Here is a 15,473-nt window from a genome sequence, read left to right on the forward strand (position 1 = left end):
CTGGCACCCCGCGGCGCCGCTACGCCATAATAGTTGGCGGACAATCGCGAGAGAAAGCAACCACATGGCACAGACCACGACAGATACCGCTGCCAGCACCGTTTCCGGTGCCGGGGCCGCCAGCTCATTCTCGGGCGGCACGGGAACCGAAGCCGAGTTTGGCTCGCTCGGCGCGCTCTCCCCCACCTGGTGGGAGCCCGAGGACGGCAGCGAGCCCGAGCCATGGCTCACGGCCGATCAAGCCTTCGAACGCTTCTTTGAATGGACGAGCGATCGCGGCATTGAGCTGTGGGACCACCAAGAAGAGGCCCTCATGGACCTGGCTGCCGGCGATCACGTCATTTTAGGCACACCGACCGGATCGGGTAAATCGCTCGTCGCGCTGGGCATGCTCTTTATGGGCATGGCGCAGGGCAAGCGCTGCTATTACACGGCCCCCATCAAGGCCCTGGTCAGCGAGAAGTTTTTCGACCTTGTACAGGTGCTCGGCCGCGACAACGTCGGCATGATCACCGGCGATACGCACATCAACACCAAGGCGCCCGTCATCTGCTGCACGGCCGAAATCCTTGCCAACGATGCGCTGCGCGAGGGTGAGGACGCCGATGTGGGCTGCGTGGCCATGGACGAGTTCCACTACTTTGCCGACCCCGACCGCGGCTGGGCCTGGCAGGTGCCGCTGCTCACCCTGCCCCACACGCAATTCATGCTCATGAGCGCCACGCTCGGCGATGTCACCGCGATCGCCGCCTCGCTCGAGGAACACACCGGCGCTACCTGCGACCTAGTCGTCGACGCCCCGCGTCCCGTACCGCTGAGCTACGACTATGTGACGACCTCCCTCGAGGGCACCGTCGAGCTCGCGATGCGTCGCGGCGAGGCCCCGCTCTACATCGTGCACTTTAGCCAGGATGCCGCACTTGCGACGGCACAGTCACTCGCCAATTTTGGCATCGCCAGCAAGGAGCAGCGCGAGGCCATCAAGGAAGCGGCCAAGGGCACGAGCTTCTCGACGGCCTTTGGTAAGATTCTCAAGCGCCTGCTTGGATGCGGCGTCGGCGTGCACCATGCTGGCATGTTGCCGCGCTATCGCCTGCTGGTCGAGCGCTTGGCGCAGCAGGGTCTGCTGCCCGTCATCTGCGGCACCGATACGCTCGGCGTCGGCATCAACGTACCCATCCACACCGTGGTGCTCACCGCGCTCACCAAGTTCGATGGCTACAAGATGCGTCGTCTGCGCGCCCGCGAGTTCCACCAGATTGCCGGTCGCGCCGGCCGCTCGGGCTTTGATACCGAGGGCATGGTGATTGCCGAGGCACCCGAGCACGAGATCGAGAATGCCAAGCTTATGGCCAAAGCGGGCGACGACCCCAAAAAGCTCCGTAAGATTAAAAAGAAAAAGGCCCCCGAGGGCTTTGTCACCTGGAACAAGCAGACCTTTGAGCGCCTGATCGAGACGCAGCCCGAGACGCTCAAGCCGCGCCTGCGCATCACACACTCCATGGTGATTAGCGTGGTCGAGCAGGGCGGCGATGCCCGAGCCCGCGTACACGACCTCATCGAGACGAGCTTGCAGACCCCCGAGGAAAAGGCCAAGCTCGAGGTTCGCGCCGACGAAATCTTCGCCACGCTCATCGATTCCGGCGTCGTCGTTCGCACCGAGGTGCCGCCCGCACCCGACGCCCCGACTGACGCCGCACCAGACATCGACTATGCGCTGACGGTCGATCTGCCCGAGGACTTCGCGCTCGATCAGCCGCTCTCGCCGTTCTTGCTTGCCGCATTGGAGCTGCTCGATCCCGAGAGCGAGACCTATACCATGGATCTAATCTCAATGGTCGAGGCAACGCTCGAGGATCCCAAGCAGGTGCTGCGCGCACAGGAGCGCGCCGCACGCGATCGCGCTATGGCCGAAATGAAGGCCGACGGCATCGAGTATGAGGAGCGCTTGGAGCGCATTCAAGACGTCACGTACGAAAAGCCGCTCGAGGATTTGCTCGATGCCGCCTTTGACAAGTACTGCCAGGAAGTGCCCTGGGCAAACGACTACCAGCTCTCTCCCAAGAGCGTCCTGCGCGATATGCTGGAAAGCGCGAGCGATTTTAAGGGCTACATTCAAAAGCTCGGCATCGCCCGCTCCGAGGGCATTTTGCTGCGCTACCTGGCAGAGGCTTACCGTTCGCTCGACCGCACCGTACCCATTGAGAAGCGCGACGAGCGCCTGCGCGACATTATCTCGTGGCTGGGCTTTGTGGTGCGCTCGGTGGACTCGAGCCTGGTGGATGAGTGGGAGAACGCCGGCAACCCGGCAGCCCTCGATGCCGCACCGCCGCAGGGCATCGACGAAGTCGTGGCAGACCGCCGTGGCTGCACCCTGCTGGTGCGCAACGCGCTCTTCCGCCGCGTGACCCTTGCCGCCCGCGAGCATGTTCGCGACCTGGGCGAGCTCGACGACGACTGGGGCATGAGCGAGATCCGCTGGCAAAAAGCACTCGACGCTTACCACGAGCAGCACGAGGAAATCCTCACCGACGGAGATGCCCGCAGCGCCGCGATGTTTTCCATTGACGAGTCCGACGAGAAGACCGCGCACGTATGGCACGTGCACCAGATCTTTGCCGACGAGGATGGCGACCACGATTTTGGCATCATGGGCGATGTCGATCTGGACGCCACGCAAGACGGCGGCGAGGTCATCTTCAAAAACTACCGCGTCGGCTTTATCGAGGACCTGCTCGAGGACTAGCCGAACGTACCGAAACGAAACGAAGCGGGGCCGTTGGCAATTTCGCCAGCGGCCCCGCTTTTGCACTATCCGCTATACCTTACTCGGCATCCTCGATCTCATACGAATCCGCCTCGGCTGGCTCATCGTTTGTCTCTGACGCAGCCCCGCGCGCCTCGTCAAACGCCGCCTTCATGGTCTTGTTGCCCCACGTGAGCTTGCGAATGGTAAGATCGTCGGCCTTCTTGTTGGCTAGGCGCAGATTGTTCTCGGAGGACAGCAACGCCTCCTTGGTTTTCTGCAGATGGCTAATCGTCTTGTCGATCTCATCAATCGCCGTTTGGAACTTGCGGCTCGCGATCTCGTAGTTGCGACCGAAATCATTCTTGAACTTTTCCATCTTGGCTTCGAAGTTCGTAACGTCGATATTCTGCTGTTTGTACTCCGCTAGCTCCTGCTTATAGCGCAGCGAACCCATGGCGGCGTTGCGAAGAAGCGTAATCATGGGAATGAAAAACTGCGGGCGGATCACGTACATCTTCTCGTAGCGATAGCTCACGTCGACTATCCCTGCGTTATAGAGCTCGCTCTCGGGCTCGAGCAGCGTGCAGAGCACCGCGTACTCACAGCCTTTTTGGCGGCGATCGTGATCGAGTTTCTTAAAGAAGTCCTCGTTTTTATGCTTGGTCGTGGTCTCGTCGTTCTCGTTTTTCATCTCGAACATAATCGAAATGACCTCGTTACCGCTTGCGTCGCACTCGCGGAAGATAAAGTCGCCTTTGGTACCCTCGGACGCATCGTTATCTTTCTCGAAGTACGCGTTGGGAAACGCCGTCATGCGCAGACGGTTGAACTCGGTCTCGCAGTGCTGCTCGAGCGACTCGCCCACCATCTTGGTGGACAGGCGGACCTTCATGTCCTTAAGGCGCTCAATCTCTTCATCCTTGTAGCGAATCAGGTCATCGCTCGCGCGCTTGGCCTGCGCAAGCTCGAGCTCGTGTGCCGCCTTGGCTTGCTCCTCGCGAGAATCGCGCACCGCCAGCTCGCTCGTCAGCTTGGCACGCGCTTCGTCACGCTCACGCTCTGCTGCGGCAACCGCCTCCGATAGGTTCATTTTGGCCGTCAGTTCCTGTTCGCGCAGCTGAGCACGCAGACCCTCGGCTTCCTGCTCGGACTGAGCCTTTGCGACGGAAAACTTCTCTTGTACCTGCGCGCGATAGTCAGCAAGCGTGCGCTCGGCCTCGCTGCGAGCGGCCTCGAGCTCACGCTGCGACTCGGCCGCAGCAGCAGCAAGCGCCATCTCCTGGGCCTTGTCCGCCGCGGCAAGCCTGGCCTGCAGCTCGGCAATCTGAGCATCACGTGCAGCTAAATCGTTTTGAGCAGCATTACGTGCCGCCGCCTCGGCAAGCCTGGCTTCATCATCTTTGCGCCCCAACTGCGCACGCAGGTTGTCGATCTCGCGCTGCAGCTCGGCATTCTCCTTTTGAGCATCGGCGCGGGCCTCAACCGCCGCACGCTGGCTTGCACTCTCGCGCTCTGTGGCAGCGCCCTCGAGCTTGGCGCGCAGCTCGGCAAGCTCAGCATCGCGCTTGGCAACCTCTTGTGCCAGCTGCTGAGCTGCAGCATTCTTCTGCTCGACAAGCTGAGCGTTGCGCTGAGACTCTGCCTCCTGCAAAGCGGCTGACGAACGCGAGCGCTCAAGCTCCAGCGCCTGCTCGCCCTCGCGTCGAGCCGCCGCTACGCGCTCATCCAGGTCACGCGAGAACTCAGCATCGCGCACTTGCTTGACGATATCCGCATAGCCGGACGCATCGACCTTAAAAACTTCGCCGCAATGCGGGCACTTGATCTCGTTCATAGCAGCTCCTCAATGGACGCAAATTTCAACCGCCTACACTCTACCGCGCCGCGCGGACAAAATAGGCGCCGCTGCCAGAATGGCAACGGCGCCAGAACCGCCACAAAGGTGCCTGTCCCCTTCGTGGCGGTTTGCGAGCTACAGTCCAAAGAAATTCAGGATCTGGTCTCGGCTTACGGGCTTGTAGTCGTTGGCGTCGAGGCCCACATCGTAGCGATAAATGGGACGCTCGCGATCGCGGTTGCGTGCGTTGGTGCGGTCACCCCTGCTGTGGATATGCCCATGCAGCATAATGGCGCCACGTGCCTTGCCGTTCCAGCTGAGCATGGGGTAGTGGCTCATAACCAGACGATGGCCCTTGGCATAGCCGGGAGCAATCTCCAGGTAATCGCGCACGTCTTCCCAAATCTGCGGTACGTCGGGATCTTCCCAGTCGCCGTCATGGTTACCACGGATGAGCGTCACGTTCTGGCATTCGATACGCTCGCGCAGGCGCACCGCCTCCGCCAGGGGCAAATGATAGGTAAAGTCACCCAAAATATAGAGGCGGTCATCCGCAGCCACGCACTCATTGATGGCATCGATGACCTTGCGATTCATCTCCTCGACCGAGCCAAACGGCCGATCCATGTCGTGCAAGATATTCGTATCGCCCAGGTGCAGGTCGGCGGTAAACCACATCATCGTCTCTGTCCTCATTTCGCAACGTGTTCAACTCGTGCTAAGTATACAGACGCAGCGATGTGGCGGTTATCCAAAGAGCCCGCCGAACAGTCCGCGGCGGCGTTTGTCTTTCTTTTTCGACGCATCACTCTGGGCGTTCTTGCCCTGCCGCTTCTTACGATCCTGCTCCAACTCATCGTCATCGAGTAGCAGATCCCACTCAAACGGATCGTCTGTCAGATCGAACAGATCATCGTTATCAAACATGGCCGCCTCCCTTACCGATTAGCGAGCATCCACCACGTAGAGTCCAACGCGCACCTGATGCCACGGGCTGCGTTCGGGAGCAACCTGTTGCACGCGGGCCTCAAATACGTCCTCGTGGCCGTAATACATCATCAAGGACAGCGGGCCGACCTCGTTTCCCGGAACATACCCAAGCTTGGTGTTGCCGTAATAGATCGCAACCGCCTCGGGGTCATGGGGATTATCGCGCTCGGCACACAGCGTCAGCTTATCGCCGACCTTAAGATCGCCCAGGACCAAAGCGCCGTCGGCATATTGAAATCCTGCGATGTGAAACGACAGAAGAACACGTGAAGGCTCGTACATAGCAGCTCCTCTAACAGCAGGATAAATCGGCGCTTAACCGTACTGAGAAGCTTACGGGCCCGTGCGGACACAAATTCGCCCCACCCGCGCCTTTTCGACCGTTTGTCGCTACACCATCTGATTCTAATGCACAAACATGCGCACGAACTTGTGCTTCCAGCTTGCGTAAGGAGCATAGCGGAATGGCACGTCCAACCACGTTGCCTTGTTCACGATGCTCTTCTTGTGGCTAAACGTATCGAAGCTCTCGTGTCCATGGTACTGCCCCATACCGCTCGCGCCCATGCCGCCAAAGCCCATATGGCTCGTAGCCAAGTGCATGATCGTGTCGTTGACACAGCCGCCGCCAAAGGGCACGTAACGCACAAAGCGCTGCTGAACTGCGCGATCCTGGCTAAAGATATACAGAGCCAGCGGCGTCGGACGATCTGTAATAAACGTCTCGGCCTCGTCTAGGCTCTCAAACGTCAGCACCGGCAAAATGGGGCCGAAGATCTCCTCCTGCATCACGGCGTCATCGGGGGTCACGCCGTCCAAAATCGTCGGCTCGATCTTGAGCGACGACTCGCGCGCCGTGCCTCCAAGCACAACCTTATCGGGGTCGATCAGCCCGCGTACGCGCGCAAAATGCTTGGCGTTGACGATATGCCCGTAATCCTCGTTATCGAGCGGATGCTCGCCAAACATACGGCGGGCCTCCTCCTTGATAAGGTCCAGCAGCTCGTCGTGCACGCGCGCATCGACCAGCAGGTAGTCGGGCGCTACACAGGTTTGCCCCACGTTGAGCCATTTACCAAAGGCGATACGCCGCGCCGCGACCTTCAGGTTTGCCGTCGCATCCACGATGCAGGGACTCTTTCCGCCCAGCTCAAGCGTCACGGGCGTAAGGTTTTTACTTGCACGCTCCATGACGAGCTTGCCGACCGGAACGCTACCGGTAAAGAAGATCTTGTCCCAGTGCTCATCGAGCAGCGCTTCGTTCTCGGCGCGCCCGCCCTCGACAACCGTCACCAGGCGCGAATCAAATGCCTCTTCACAGATTTGCTTGAGCACCGCGCTCGATGCCGGAGCATATGCGCTCGGCTTGATGACCACGGTATTGCCCGCGGCAAGGGCGCCGGCGAGTGGCTCGAGCGTCAGCAAAAACGGGTAGTTCCACGGAGCCATGATGAGTGTGACGCCATAGGGCACGGCCTGCGTCTTGCACACACTCACGGCGTTGGCGAGGTCACACGGACGCAGACGCGGGCGACTCCATCGAGCCACATGCGCAATCTGATGTCGAATCTCGGAAAGCGACGTGCCGATCTCGCACATATAGGCCTCGTCATGCGACTTTCCCAAATCGGTCTTGAGCGCATGGGCGATATCGGCCTCGTGGGCCCGTACCGCATCGCGTAAACTCACGAGCGCACGACGCCGAGCATCGACATCAAACGTGGCGTGCGTCTTAAAGTAGGTGCGCTGATCGCCGACGATGCGCGCAATTTCCTCGGTGTTCATGGCAACCTCCTAGTTCTCGTCCTCAAACATACCACCCGCGACGACCTCGTACATACGCTCGAGCTCCAAACGGTCCATCAAAAGTGGAACGGGGTATAGCGGATTGGCCTCAGCATCGGCATGGGCCGCCATTTGCGGAATATCGGAGCGGCGAATACCCGAGACATATTTGGGGAGTCCCAGGGCCTCGTTCATGCGGTCGACCCAATCGATAAAGGCCTCGGCCGCAAGACTGTCCTGCGCGGTAGCCGGCGCAATGCCCGCCATGCGAGCCAGATCGGCAAGCTTGGGGGCGGCGGCGTCACCATAGGCGCGAAGCATATGCGGCAGGATGATAGCGTTGGCCAAGCCGTGCGGAATCCCGTAACGCCCACCCAAGCTGTGTGCGATGGCGTGAACGTATCCAACATAGGAGCGGGTAAACGCAACGCCCGCCTTATACGCCGCCGAAAGCATATTGCGACGCGCACGCATGTCGTCGCCATGCTCATAGGCCTCGAGCAAATTGTCGTGGATGAGCTGCACCGCCTGTCGCGCCATCTTACGCGTATAGGGCGTGGTGCTTCGCCCGATAAAGGCCTCGACGGCATGCGTCAGGGCGTCCATACCCGTCTGCCCCGTAATGGAGGCGGGCAGACCGCGCGTAAACTCGGGGTCGTGCACCGCAAAGCGCGGGATAAGCACAAAGTCGTTAATGGGGTACTTGTAGTGCGTCTCGTCATCGGTGATAACCGCCGCGAGCGTGACCTCGCTTCCCGTGCCTGCCGTAGTGGGAACGGCGATAAGCAGCGGCAGGCGACGATGAATCCGCAGCAGGCCGCGCATCTTGTTGATGGGCTTGCTTGGCTGCGTGATGCGTGCACCCACGCCCTTGGCGCAGTCCATGGCCGATCCTCCGCCAAAACCGATAATGGCCTGGCAGGCGCTCTCTCGATACAGGGACGCTGCCTCCTCCACATTCGAGACCGTGGGGTTCGCACGCGTTTCGGCATAGACCGCAACGCCAACCCCCTGAGCCGTAAGCGCACGCTCGAGTGATGCCGTGAGCCCCAAACGTGCAATACCAGGGTCCGTCACGATAAGGACCTTCTGGATCGAGCGCTTTTGAAGCACCGCGGGCACATCCTCGGCATGCTCCAAAATGCGCGGCTCGGTATAGGGCAGGATCGGCAATGCAATGCGAAAAACCGTCTGATATGTTCGGCACCAGGCACGACGGGCTAGATGCATAAAGGAAACTCCTTCATTTGTTGATTGGTCAACATTTGCTCGACCGATTGTACTCAGCGGCGGTCAAAGGCGGCCTGCCAATCGTTAATCAATCAACATCTTCATATCTCAAAATTGTTTTATTAAAAATCATTCCTAATAGGCTTCACATTTGGTTGCATTTATGGATAATAGAACCCGTCAAGACGCACGTCCGGAGAGGGCCCTTACGGGACCGGACAAGCGCCCCATCGCCATCGATCGAAAGGATCGAATCATGAAGTTTGTTTGCCCCGTTTGCGGTTATGTGGAAGAGTTCGACGGCGACCAGCTGCCCGAGGACTTCAAGTGCCCCCAGTGCGGCGTTCCCGGTTCTCGTTTCTTGAAGCAGGAGGAGGGTCAGCTCGAGTGGGCTGCCGAGCACGTCGTGGGCGTCGCCAAGATGGAGGGCGTCTCCGAGGACATCGTTGCCGACCTGCGCGCCAACTTTGAGGGCGAGTGCTCTGAGGTCGGTATGTACCTGGCCATGGCTCGCGTCGCCCATCGCGAGGGCTATCCCGAGATCGGCCTGTACTGGGAGAAGGCTGCCCACGAGGAGGCCGAGCACGCCGCCAAGTTCGCTGAGCTCCTGGGCGAGGTCGTGACCGACTCCACCAAGAAGAACCTCGAGATGCGCGTTGAGGCCGAGAACGGCGCCACCGCCGGCAAGACCGATCTTGCCAAGCGTGCCAAGGCCGCCGGCCTCGATGCCATCCACGACACCGTGCACGAGATGGCTCGCGACGAGGCCCGCCACGGCAAGGCTTTCGCCGGCCTGCTCAAGCGCTACTTCGGCTAAGCCAATCGCCTGAGAGACATTCTCTAGCACGATAAGGCCCGAACCGTATTGGTTCGGGCCTTTTTCGTTGGCTTATTGCAGCTGTTCTTGAAGAACGATGAGCGACTGAGGGCTCAGGTCGTCGTATTGTATGAGGACGCGAGATGGAGCGTTCTTAGTCGATGCCCGATCACCCGTCCACAGGCAATCGGCGATATTGACATAGGAAATACGAGCGTCAGCGAAAGCCTTCGCGAAACCCTCCCCCGCCTTGTCCTCGGCCAGGACAACGGCACAGTAAAGGCCCGCGTCTGCATGCTCGATCGAGACCTCTCCTGCCGGAAATACCTTCCGCACAAGCGCCATCAGGCCATCACGCGCCTCGCGAGCACGAACGCGCACGCGGTTCACATGTCGCTCGTAATCACCCGATTCCAGCAAACGCGCCAAAGCGACCTGGTCAACAGAGCTCACCGACGAGGCGTAGAAACCAAGGTTGCGCCTAAACCGCTCCATTAGCTCATCGGGCAACACCATGTACGCCAAACGCAACGCCGATGAAAGGCTCTTCGAAAACGTGTTGGTGTAGATAACCGACTGGGCGGCATCGATCGACGCGAGCGCGGGAATCGGCTTGCCGGCAAGGCGAAACTCACAATCAAAGTCATCTTCGATGAGATACCGACCTGGTCGCTCGGCGGCCCAGCTCAGAAGCGCATAGCGCCGCGCAATGCTCGTCACAAGGCCGGTCGGATACTGATGGGACGGCATCAGGTGAAGGACATCGGTCCCGCTTTTCTGCAGAATGCTCAAGTCCACGCCCTCATCATCCAACGGGATATGTCGAACTTTGCAGCCCATAGCCTGATAGATGCGCGTCAGACGCAAATAGCCCGGGTCCTCAACGGCATACACCTTGTCAGTGCCAAGCAACTGAACCAACATGGTATCGAGCAGCTGGGCGCCCGCGCCGATAACGATATTGTTGGGGTCGACATTCATACCCCTTGTCCCGCGCAGATGGTGAGCAATTGCGCGTCGCAGCCGAGCGGTGCCCTGCGCCGGTGCGGGCGAAAAGATTTCGCGTTCGTCTTCGGATGCCAGCGTCGCCCGTAGCGCACTTTGCCAAAGCCGCGCCGCCTCCAAAGCAGAAGGAGAAAGTGCATCGAACAGCTCAACCTGTCCGTTGACATCATGCGCGCTGGGACCCACAGAAACGGCATCTCGGTCGATGCCCTCCGCAGCCGAAGCCAAAACCGGTGCATCCGGAAGCTCGCAAGCGTAGTAGCCACGACGCGGCATTGAGCAAATATAGCCCTCAGCGAGTAACTGGCTATATGCATTCTCGATGGTAATGACACTGATTCCCAGATGACTGGCAAAGGCACGCTTAGACGGAAGATGCTCCCCCGCCGCAATACGTCCAGCAACAATATCATCTCGAATTTGCTGGTAAACATACTCATAAAGCGATGCCTCGCCACGTTTTTCCAAATTGTAGTCAAGCATGAGTTTGCCACCTGACCTTATCGAGCCGTTCAATCTGGTATTAGGCTGACCTTATTATTATCTCGAAAACTGAGTATTTTGCCATATCCAGCCCCCCGATAGGATGTTCCGTCAAGCAATGCACATGCCAACCAAGGGAGCAACCATGGCAGAACAGACCAGCAAGGCCGATCGCGTCAAACTCAATCGCGAGCTCGCGCAGATGCTCAAGGGCGGCGTCATCATGGACGTCACCACGCCCGAGCAGGCACGCATCGCCGAGGAGGCGGGCGCCTGCGCCGTCATGGCACTCGAGCGCATTCCGGCCGACATCCGCGCCGCAGGCGGCGTCTCGCGCATGAGCGACCCCAAGATGATCAAGGGCATCCAAGAGGCCGTCTCCATCCCCGTCATGGCCAAGTGCCGCATCGGTCACATCGTCGAGGCGCAGGTCCTGCAGGCCATCGAGATCGATTACATCGACGAGTCCGAGGTTCTCTCCCCTGCCGATGACGTCTATCACATCGACAAGACCCAGTTTGACGTGCCGTTTGTCTGCGGCGCCCGCGATCTGGGCGAGGCGCTGCGCCGTGTTGCCGAGGGCGCCACGATGATTCGCACCAAGGGTGAGCCGGGCACGGGCGACGTCGTTCAGGCCGTGCGCCACATGCGCAAGATCCAAAAGCAGATCCGTGACGTTGTTGCCCTGCGCGACGACGAGCTCTTTGAGGCAGCCAAGCACCTGCAGGTTCCGGTCGAGCTGGTGCGCGAGGTCCATGCCACGGGTAAGCTTCCCGTCGTGAACTTTGCCGCCGGCGGCGTAGCGACCCCCGCCGACGCCGCGCTGATGATGCAGCTGGGCGCCGAAGGCGTCTTTGTCGGCTCGGGCATCTTTAAGAGCGGCGACCCCGCCAAGCGCGCAGCCGCCATCGTCAAGGCCGTGGCAAACTTCACCGATGCCAAACTCATTGCCGAGCTTTCGGAGGACCTGGGCGAGGCCATGGTGGGCATCAACGCCGACGAGATCGAGATTATCATGGAAGAGCGCGGGCGCTAGTCCAGCAGAAAGGATCGCACATGAGCGATTATGCAGACCAGACGGTCGCCGTGCTGGCGGTCCAAGGCGCTTTTGCCGAGCACGAGGCAAGACTGTCCGAGCTGGGCGCACGTTGTATTGAGCTGAGGCAGGCGGCTGATTTGAAGCAGGACTTTGACCGTCTGGTACTTCCCGGCGGCGAGTCTACCGTTCAAGGGAAGCTGCTTGATGAGCTGGGCATGCTCGAGGAGCTTCGCACCCACATTGTTGAAGGCATGCCCGTCCTTGGCACCTGCGCCGGCTTGATTCTATTGGCGCGCGATCTTGCCGCACACGACGATAAGGGAACGCCGCGCCTAGCAACCATGAACGTACTCGTTGAGCGCAACGCTTATGGCAGACAGCTCGGCAGTTTTCGCACCAAGGGCCAGGTGTCCGGCATCGACGGTGAAGTGCCATTAACATTTATCCGTGCACCCCGCATCGTCGAGGTCCACGGCGACGCCAAGGCCTTAGCGAAAGTCGACGGCCGTATCGTCGCCGCCCGCCAAAGCAACCAGCTCGGCGTAACCTTCCACCCCGAACTCGACGAAGACACCCGCCTCCACGAACTGTTCCTACAAATGTAGGTATCGAAATCAACAAACGAAACGAGAGTGGACAATCTCCCACCTTGAGCATGAATATGGGCTCAAACCGGGAGATTATCCACTCTCATGCTATGTAGTCGTTGGGGACGTTCTTAAACGACCACTCGAACAAGAACGTCCCCAACGACTACCTTTTTGGCAGGTTTGAATCAAGGCGACGCCGATGTTTTGACACCGACAGCGAAAACCCGCCAGAGCGAGCAAGGTGCCTTGAAGCGAGGCGGCATTGACCTTTTGGTCATGCCGCCGAAGCTGAAAGGCAGATTGCCGCTCTGACGGGTTTACAGCGTCAACTGGTTACGCGGTTTGGTAAAACCGCGTAACCCAATTAGAAGCGGTTGCCGCGGAAGCCGCCGCCGTTGCGGCCGCCACGATCGCCACCGCGACCGCCGCGGTCGTTACCACGGTTGCCGCCGAAGCCGCCACGGTTGCCACCGCGATCGCCATAGCCACCACGGTTGCCGCCGAAGCCGCCGCGACCGCCACGGTCGCCGCCACGGTCACCAAAACCGCCACGGCCGCCACGATCGCCACCGCGACCGCCGCGGTCGCCACCACGGCCACCACGATCGCCAAAGCCGCCGCGACCGCCACGGTCGCCGCCACGGCCACCACGGTCGTCACGGCCGCCGCGAGGACCGCGATCCTCGTCCAGGCCCATGGCGACGAGCGGAGCGATGACCTTATCGAGAGCGGCCATCAGCTCGGTGGCCTCCTCGTAAGAAAGCTCAGGCAGGAGCTTCTCCTTCTTGTTGGCAAGCTCGACCAGGCCCTCAGCGGCATCCTCGGCAGCGAAGACGACGATCTTGCGCATATCGCCCTCGGCGTCGTCGATGCGGCCGACCAGATCGGCGGCCTCGGCCTCGGCCATCAGGCCATCGAGCTCACGAAGGCGCATGCCCAGCAGGTCGGACATTTCCTTCTGCTCCATCTTGGGCTTGAGGTCAAGGAGCTTGATGGCGCGCTCGATGTTCGCCATGCGCTCGGCCTTGGCCTCCTCCTCCTTGGAAATAGCAAAGCGACGGCTACGCAGCAGGCGGGCGGCCTTCTGCATCTTGTCCATCAGTTCTTCGTCATCGTAATCAACGGCGGCCTCGACAACCTCGGCCTCCTCCTCGGCGGAAACCTCGTCAGCAGCCTCAACCTCGGCAGCTTCGGTCTCCACGGTCTCGACTGCCTCAACCTCGGCAGCCATGGTCTCGTTCTCGGTCTCGTTCATGATCTCTTCGTTCTCGGACATGAGACTCCTTCTTGGCCCTCTCGGGCATCATCGCCCCATTCGCGGGGCCCGTCGCGCACTCTTTGCGCTTTAAACATTCATGCCTCTCGGCAAAACGTCCATTAGTTTATGGTGTCGCCATCCAATCTAGCTGCAGAATCTATGTGCACACATTAATGCGACATGTGCGACTCGCGACGAGCGTACACCAGCGACGTCGCGAACCCGACCACGGCAATCACAGCCGCCACACGCACGGCAGTTGCAAATCCAATCGCCTGGGCAACGTCGGTCGCAGCGCCAGCGGCGCCGGCAGTCGACGCAGAACTCGCGAGCAGGCCGATAAACAGCGACGGGCCAAACGATGCGGCAATCATGTTCCACGTGTTAAGCAATGCCGTTCCGTGAGGATGCTCAGCGGCGGGAAGCGTCTCCAAACCGGCGGTCTGCGAGGGGCTCAGTACCAAACCGACGCCGGCATACACCACAACGGTCAGCAGCACGACAACGCCGATGTTCATGCTTGCCGCCGTCATCGAAATGGAAATCTGCCCCACAGCGATCAGGGCAAAGCCGACCGGCAGCAGCGGCCACGCACCACGGGCATCCATCACGCGTCCGCCCACAATCGAGGTCACGGCGTTGCAGGCGATCGCCGGCAAAATGAGCAAACCCGCAACAAGTGCGGTCATGCCGTATGCGCCCTCAAAATAGAGCGGCAACAAAACACTCATCGAGAACGTTGTCATCATCGACACCACCACAAGCAGGCACGCAGGCCAAAAACGAACGCTCGCCATGGGACGCACGTTAAGCACCGGATGCTCGAGCTCGAGCTGACGGGCCGCAAACAAGCCGAGCAGCACAAGGGCGGCGAAGAGCGTCACGATGCCGGAAATCAGATTGGTCGAGAACTCGCCTACGGAATACACAAATGCCGTAATGCCGGCAGCGAGCAAAACAACCGACAGAATATCAAGCGTGGTGTTCGAGCGCTCTCCGACATTCTGAACAAGCTTTACGCCCGCCGCAGCGACCGCAATGCCGCCCACCAACGGCACTACGAACACCGCTCTCCAGCCAAACAACGTGCACATAAGACCACTAATCACAGGCCCAAACGCCGGCCCTAGCGTAATGCAGGCACCGCCCAGGCTCAGATACAGACCGAGCTTCTCGCGCGGAGCGCAAGATAGCACTACATTCATCATGAGCGGAAACAAGATACCCGATCCCGCAGCCTGCAAAATACGACTTGGCAGCAAAACGGCAAACGACGGGGCGACCAGGCACAGGACTTCGCCGGCGACCATGCATCCGCATGCGAAAAACAGCAGCTTGCGCGTCGAGAAACGACCGGACAGATAGGCCATGATGGCCGTAAAGATCGATGTCACGATCATGTAGCCCGAAACTAGCCACTGCGCCGTGGTGGCACTCACCGAAAAGGCCGCCATGATATCGTGCAGTGCCACGTTAATGATGTTCTCGTTAAACGCGGCGACAAAGGCTGCAATATACATTACGACGAGAAACGCCGAAGTGGCCGATGGCGTTGCTTGAACTTGTTGCTGAGATTTGCTCCCCATGCATTTACTTCCTCTTGGAACGACAGTCGCATCGCCCCAGAGGAACAGTCCAGGGCGAGCATGAGCCCTAGACTTACGTCAGACGCCGCACGCGACGGATCCGA

At 59.9% G+C, this 15,473-nt stretch carries 13 protein-coding genes; 4 read left to right on the forward strand and 9 right to left on the reverse strand.

Features of this window, described 5'->3' with window-relative positions; all coding sequences use genetic code 11:
* The first annotated feature begins 64 nt into the window (after nt 1-64).
* A complete protein-coding gene (locus tag AQ996_RS02320; protein ID WP_055250691.1) occupies nt 65-2,746 on the forward strand; it encodes a DEAD/DEAH box helicase in 2,682 nt (893 codons plus the stop codon).
* A gap of 79 nt (nt 2,747-2,825) precedes the next feature.
* On the opposite strand, the gene AQ996_RS02325 is transcribed toward AQ996_RS02320, so the two are convergent.
* The 6 genes from AQ996_RS02325 to AQ996_RS02350 all read right to left on the reverse strand — a co-directional run bounded on the left by AQ996_RS02325 (nt 2,826) and on the right by AQ996_RS02350 (nt 8,591).
* Nucleotides 2,826-4,583, reverse strand: coding sequence for a DUF2130 domain-containing protein (locus AQ996_RS02325; RefSeq protein ID WP_055250694.1), 1,758 nt, complete (start codon nt 4,581-4,583; stop codon nt 2,826-2,828).
* 138 nt (nt 4,584-4,721) lie between these two features.
* Nucleotides 4,722-5,267: a metallophosphoesterase gene (locus tag AQ996_RS02330; protein WP_070097112.1), complete on the reverse strand. Its 546-nt coding sequence runs from the start codon at nt 5,265-5,267 to the stop codon at nt 4,722-4,724.
* A gap of 66 nt (nt 5,268-5,333) precedes the next feature.
* Nucleotides 5,334-5,513 (reverse strand): hypothetical protein, encoded by a 180-nt coding sequence (locus AQ996_RS02335; protein WP_055250698.1) that lies wholly within the window; start codon nt 5,511-5,513, stop codon nt 5,334-5,336.
* 18 nt (nt 5,514-5,531) lie between these two features.
* Nucleotides 5,532-5,858, reverse strand: coding sequence for an HIRAN domain-containing protein (locus AQ996_RS02340; protein ID WP_055250700.1), 327 nt, complete (start codon nt 5,856-5,858; stop codon nt 5,532-5,534).
* A gap of 123 nt (nt 5,859-5,981) precedes the next feature.
* Complete coding sequence (locus AQ996_RS02345; RefSeq protein WP_055250702.1) at nt 5,982-7,361, reverse strand: aldehyde dehydrogenase; 1,380 nt, start codon at nt 7,359-7,361, stop codon at nt 5,982-5,984.
* 9 nt (nt 7,362-7,370) lie between these two features.
* A complete protein-coding gene (locus tag AQ996_RS02350; RefSeq protein ID WP_055250704.1) occupies nt 7,371-8,591 on the reverse strand; it encodes an iron-containing alcohol dehydrogenase in 1,221 nt (406 codons plus the stop codon).
* A 256-nt stretch (nt 8,592-8,847) separates the two neighbouring features.
* Here AQ996_RS02350 and AQ996_RS02355 point away from each other — a divergent pair, with 256 nt between their 5' ends.
* On the forward strand, nt 8,848-9,408 hold the full coding sequence (locus tag AQ996_RS02355) for a ferritin family protein (RefSeq protein ID WP_022094328.1): 561 nt from the start codon (nt 8,848-8,850) through the stop codon (nt 9,406-9,408).
* A 72-nt stretch (nt 9,409-9,480) separates the two neighbouring features.
* Here the strand turns inward: AQ996_RS02355 and pdxR are convergent, their stop codons facing one another.
* Entirely contained in the window at nt 9,481-10,896 is a 1,416-nt protein-coding gene (pdxR, locus tag AQ996_RS02360; RefSeq protein ID WP_055250706.1) for a MocR-like pyridoxine biosynthesis transcription factor PdxR, read from the reverse strand.
* Between the two features lie 145 nt (nt 10,897-11,041).
* On the opposite strand from pdxR, the gene pdxS reads away from it, so the two are divergent.
* A complete protein-coding gene (gene pdxS / locus AQ996_RS02365) occupies nt 11,042-11,932 on the forward strand; it encodes a pyridoxal 5'-phosphate synthase lyase subunit PdxS (protein WP_055250707.1) in 891 nt (296 codons plus the stop codon).
* A 20-nt stretch (nt 11,933-11,952) separates the two neighbouring features.
* Nucleotides 11,953-12,540, forward strand: a complete 588-nt coding sequence (pdxT, locus tag AQ996_RS02370) for a pyridoxal 5'-phosphate synthase glutaminase subunit PdxT (RefSeq protein ID WP_055250709.1) — start codon at nt 11,953-11,955, stop codon at nt 12,538-12,540.
* A gap of 349 nt (nt 12,541-12,889) precedes the next feature.
* Here pdxT and AQ996_RS02375 read toward each other — a convergent pair whose 3' ends face one another.
* Entirely contained in the window at nt 12,890-13,801 is a 912-nt protein-coding gene (locus AQ996_RS02375) for a hypothetical protein (RefSeq protein ID WP_035137032.1), read from the reverse strand.
* A gap of 152 nt (nt 13,802-13,953) precedes the next feature.
* Nucleotides 13,954-15,303, reverse strand: a complete 1,350-nt coding sequence (locus AQ996_RS02380; protein ID WP_253274591.1) for an MFS transporter — start codon at nt 15,301-15,303, stop codon at nt 13,954-13,956.
* Nucleotides 15,304-15,473: the final 170 nt, after the last annotated feature.

Origin of the sequence: Collinsella aerofaciens (genome assembly GCF_001404695.1) — a bacterium.
In the GTDB taxonomy this organism is placed as follows: Bacteria; Actinomycetota; Coriobacteriia; order Coriobacteriales; family Coriobacteriaceae; genus Collinsella; species Collinsella aerofaciens_E.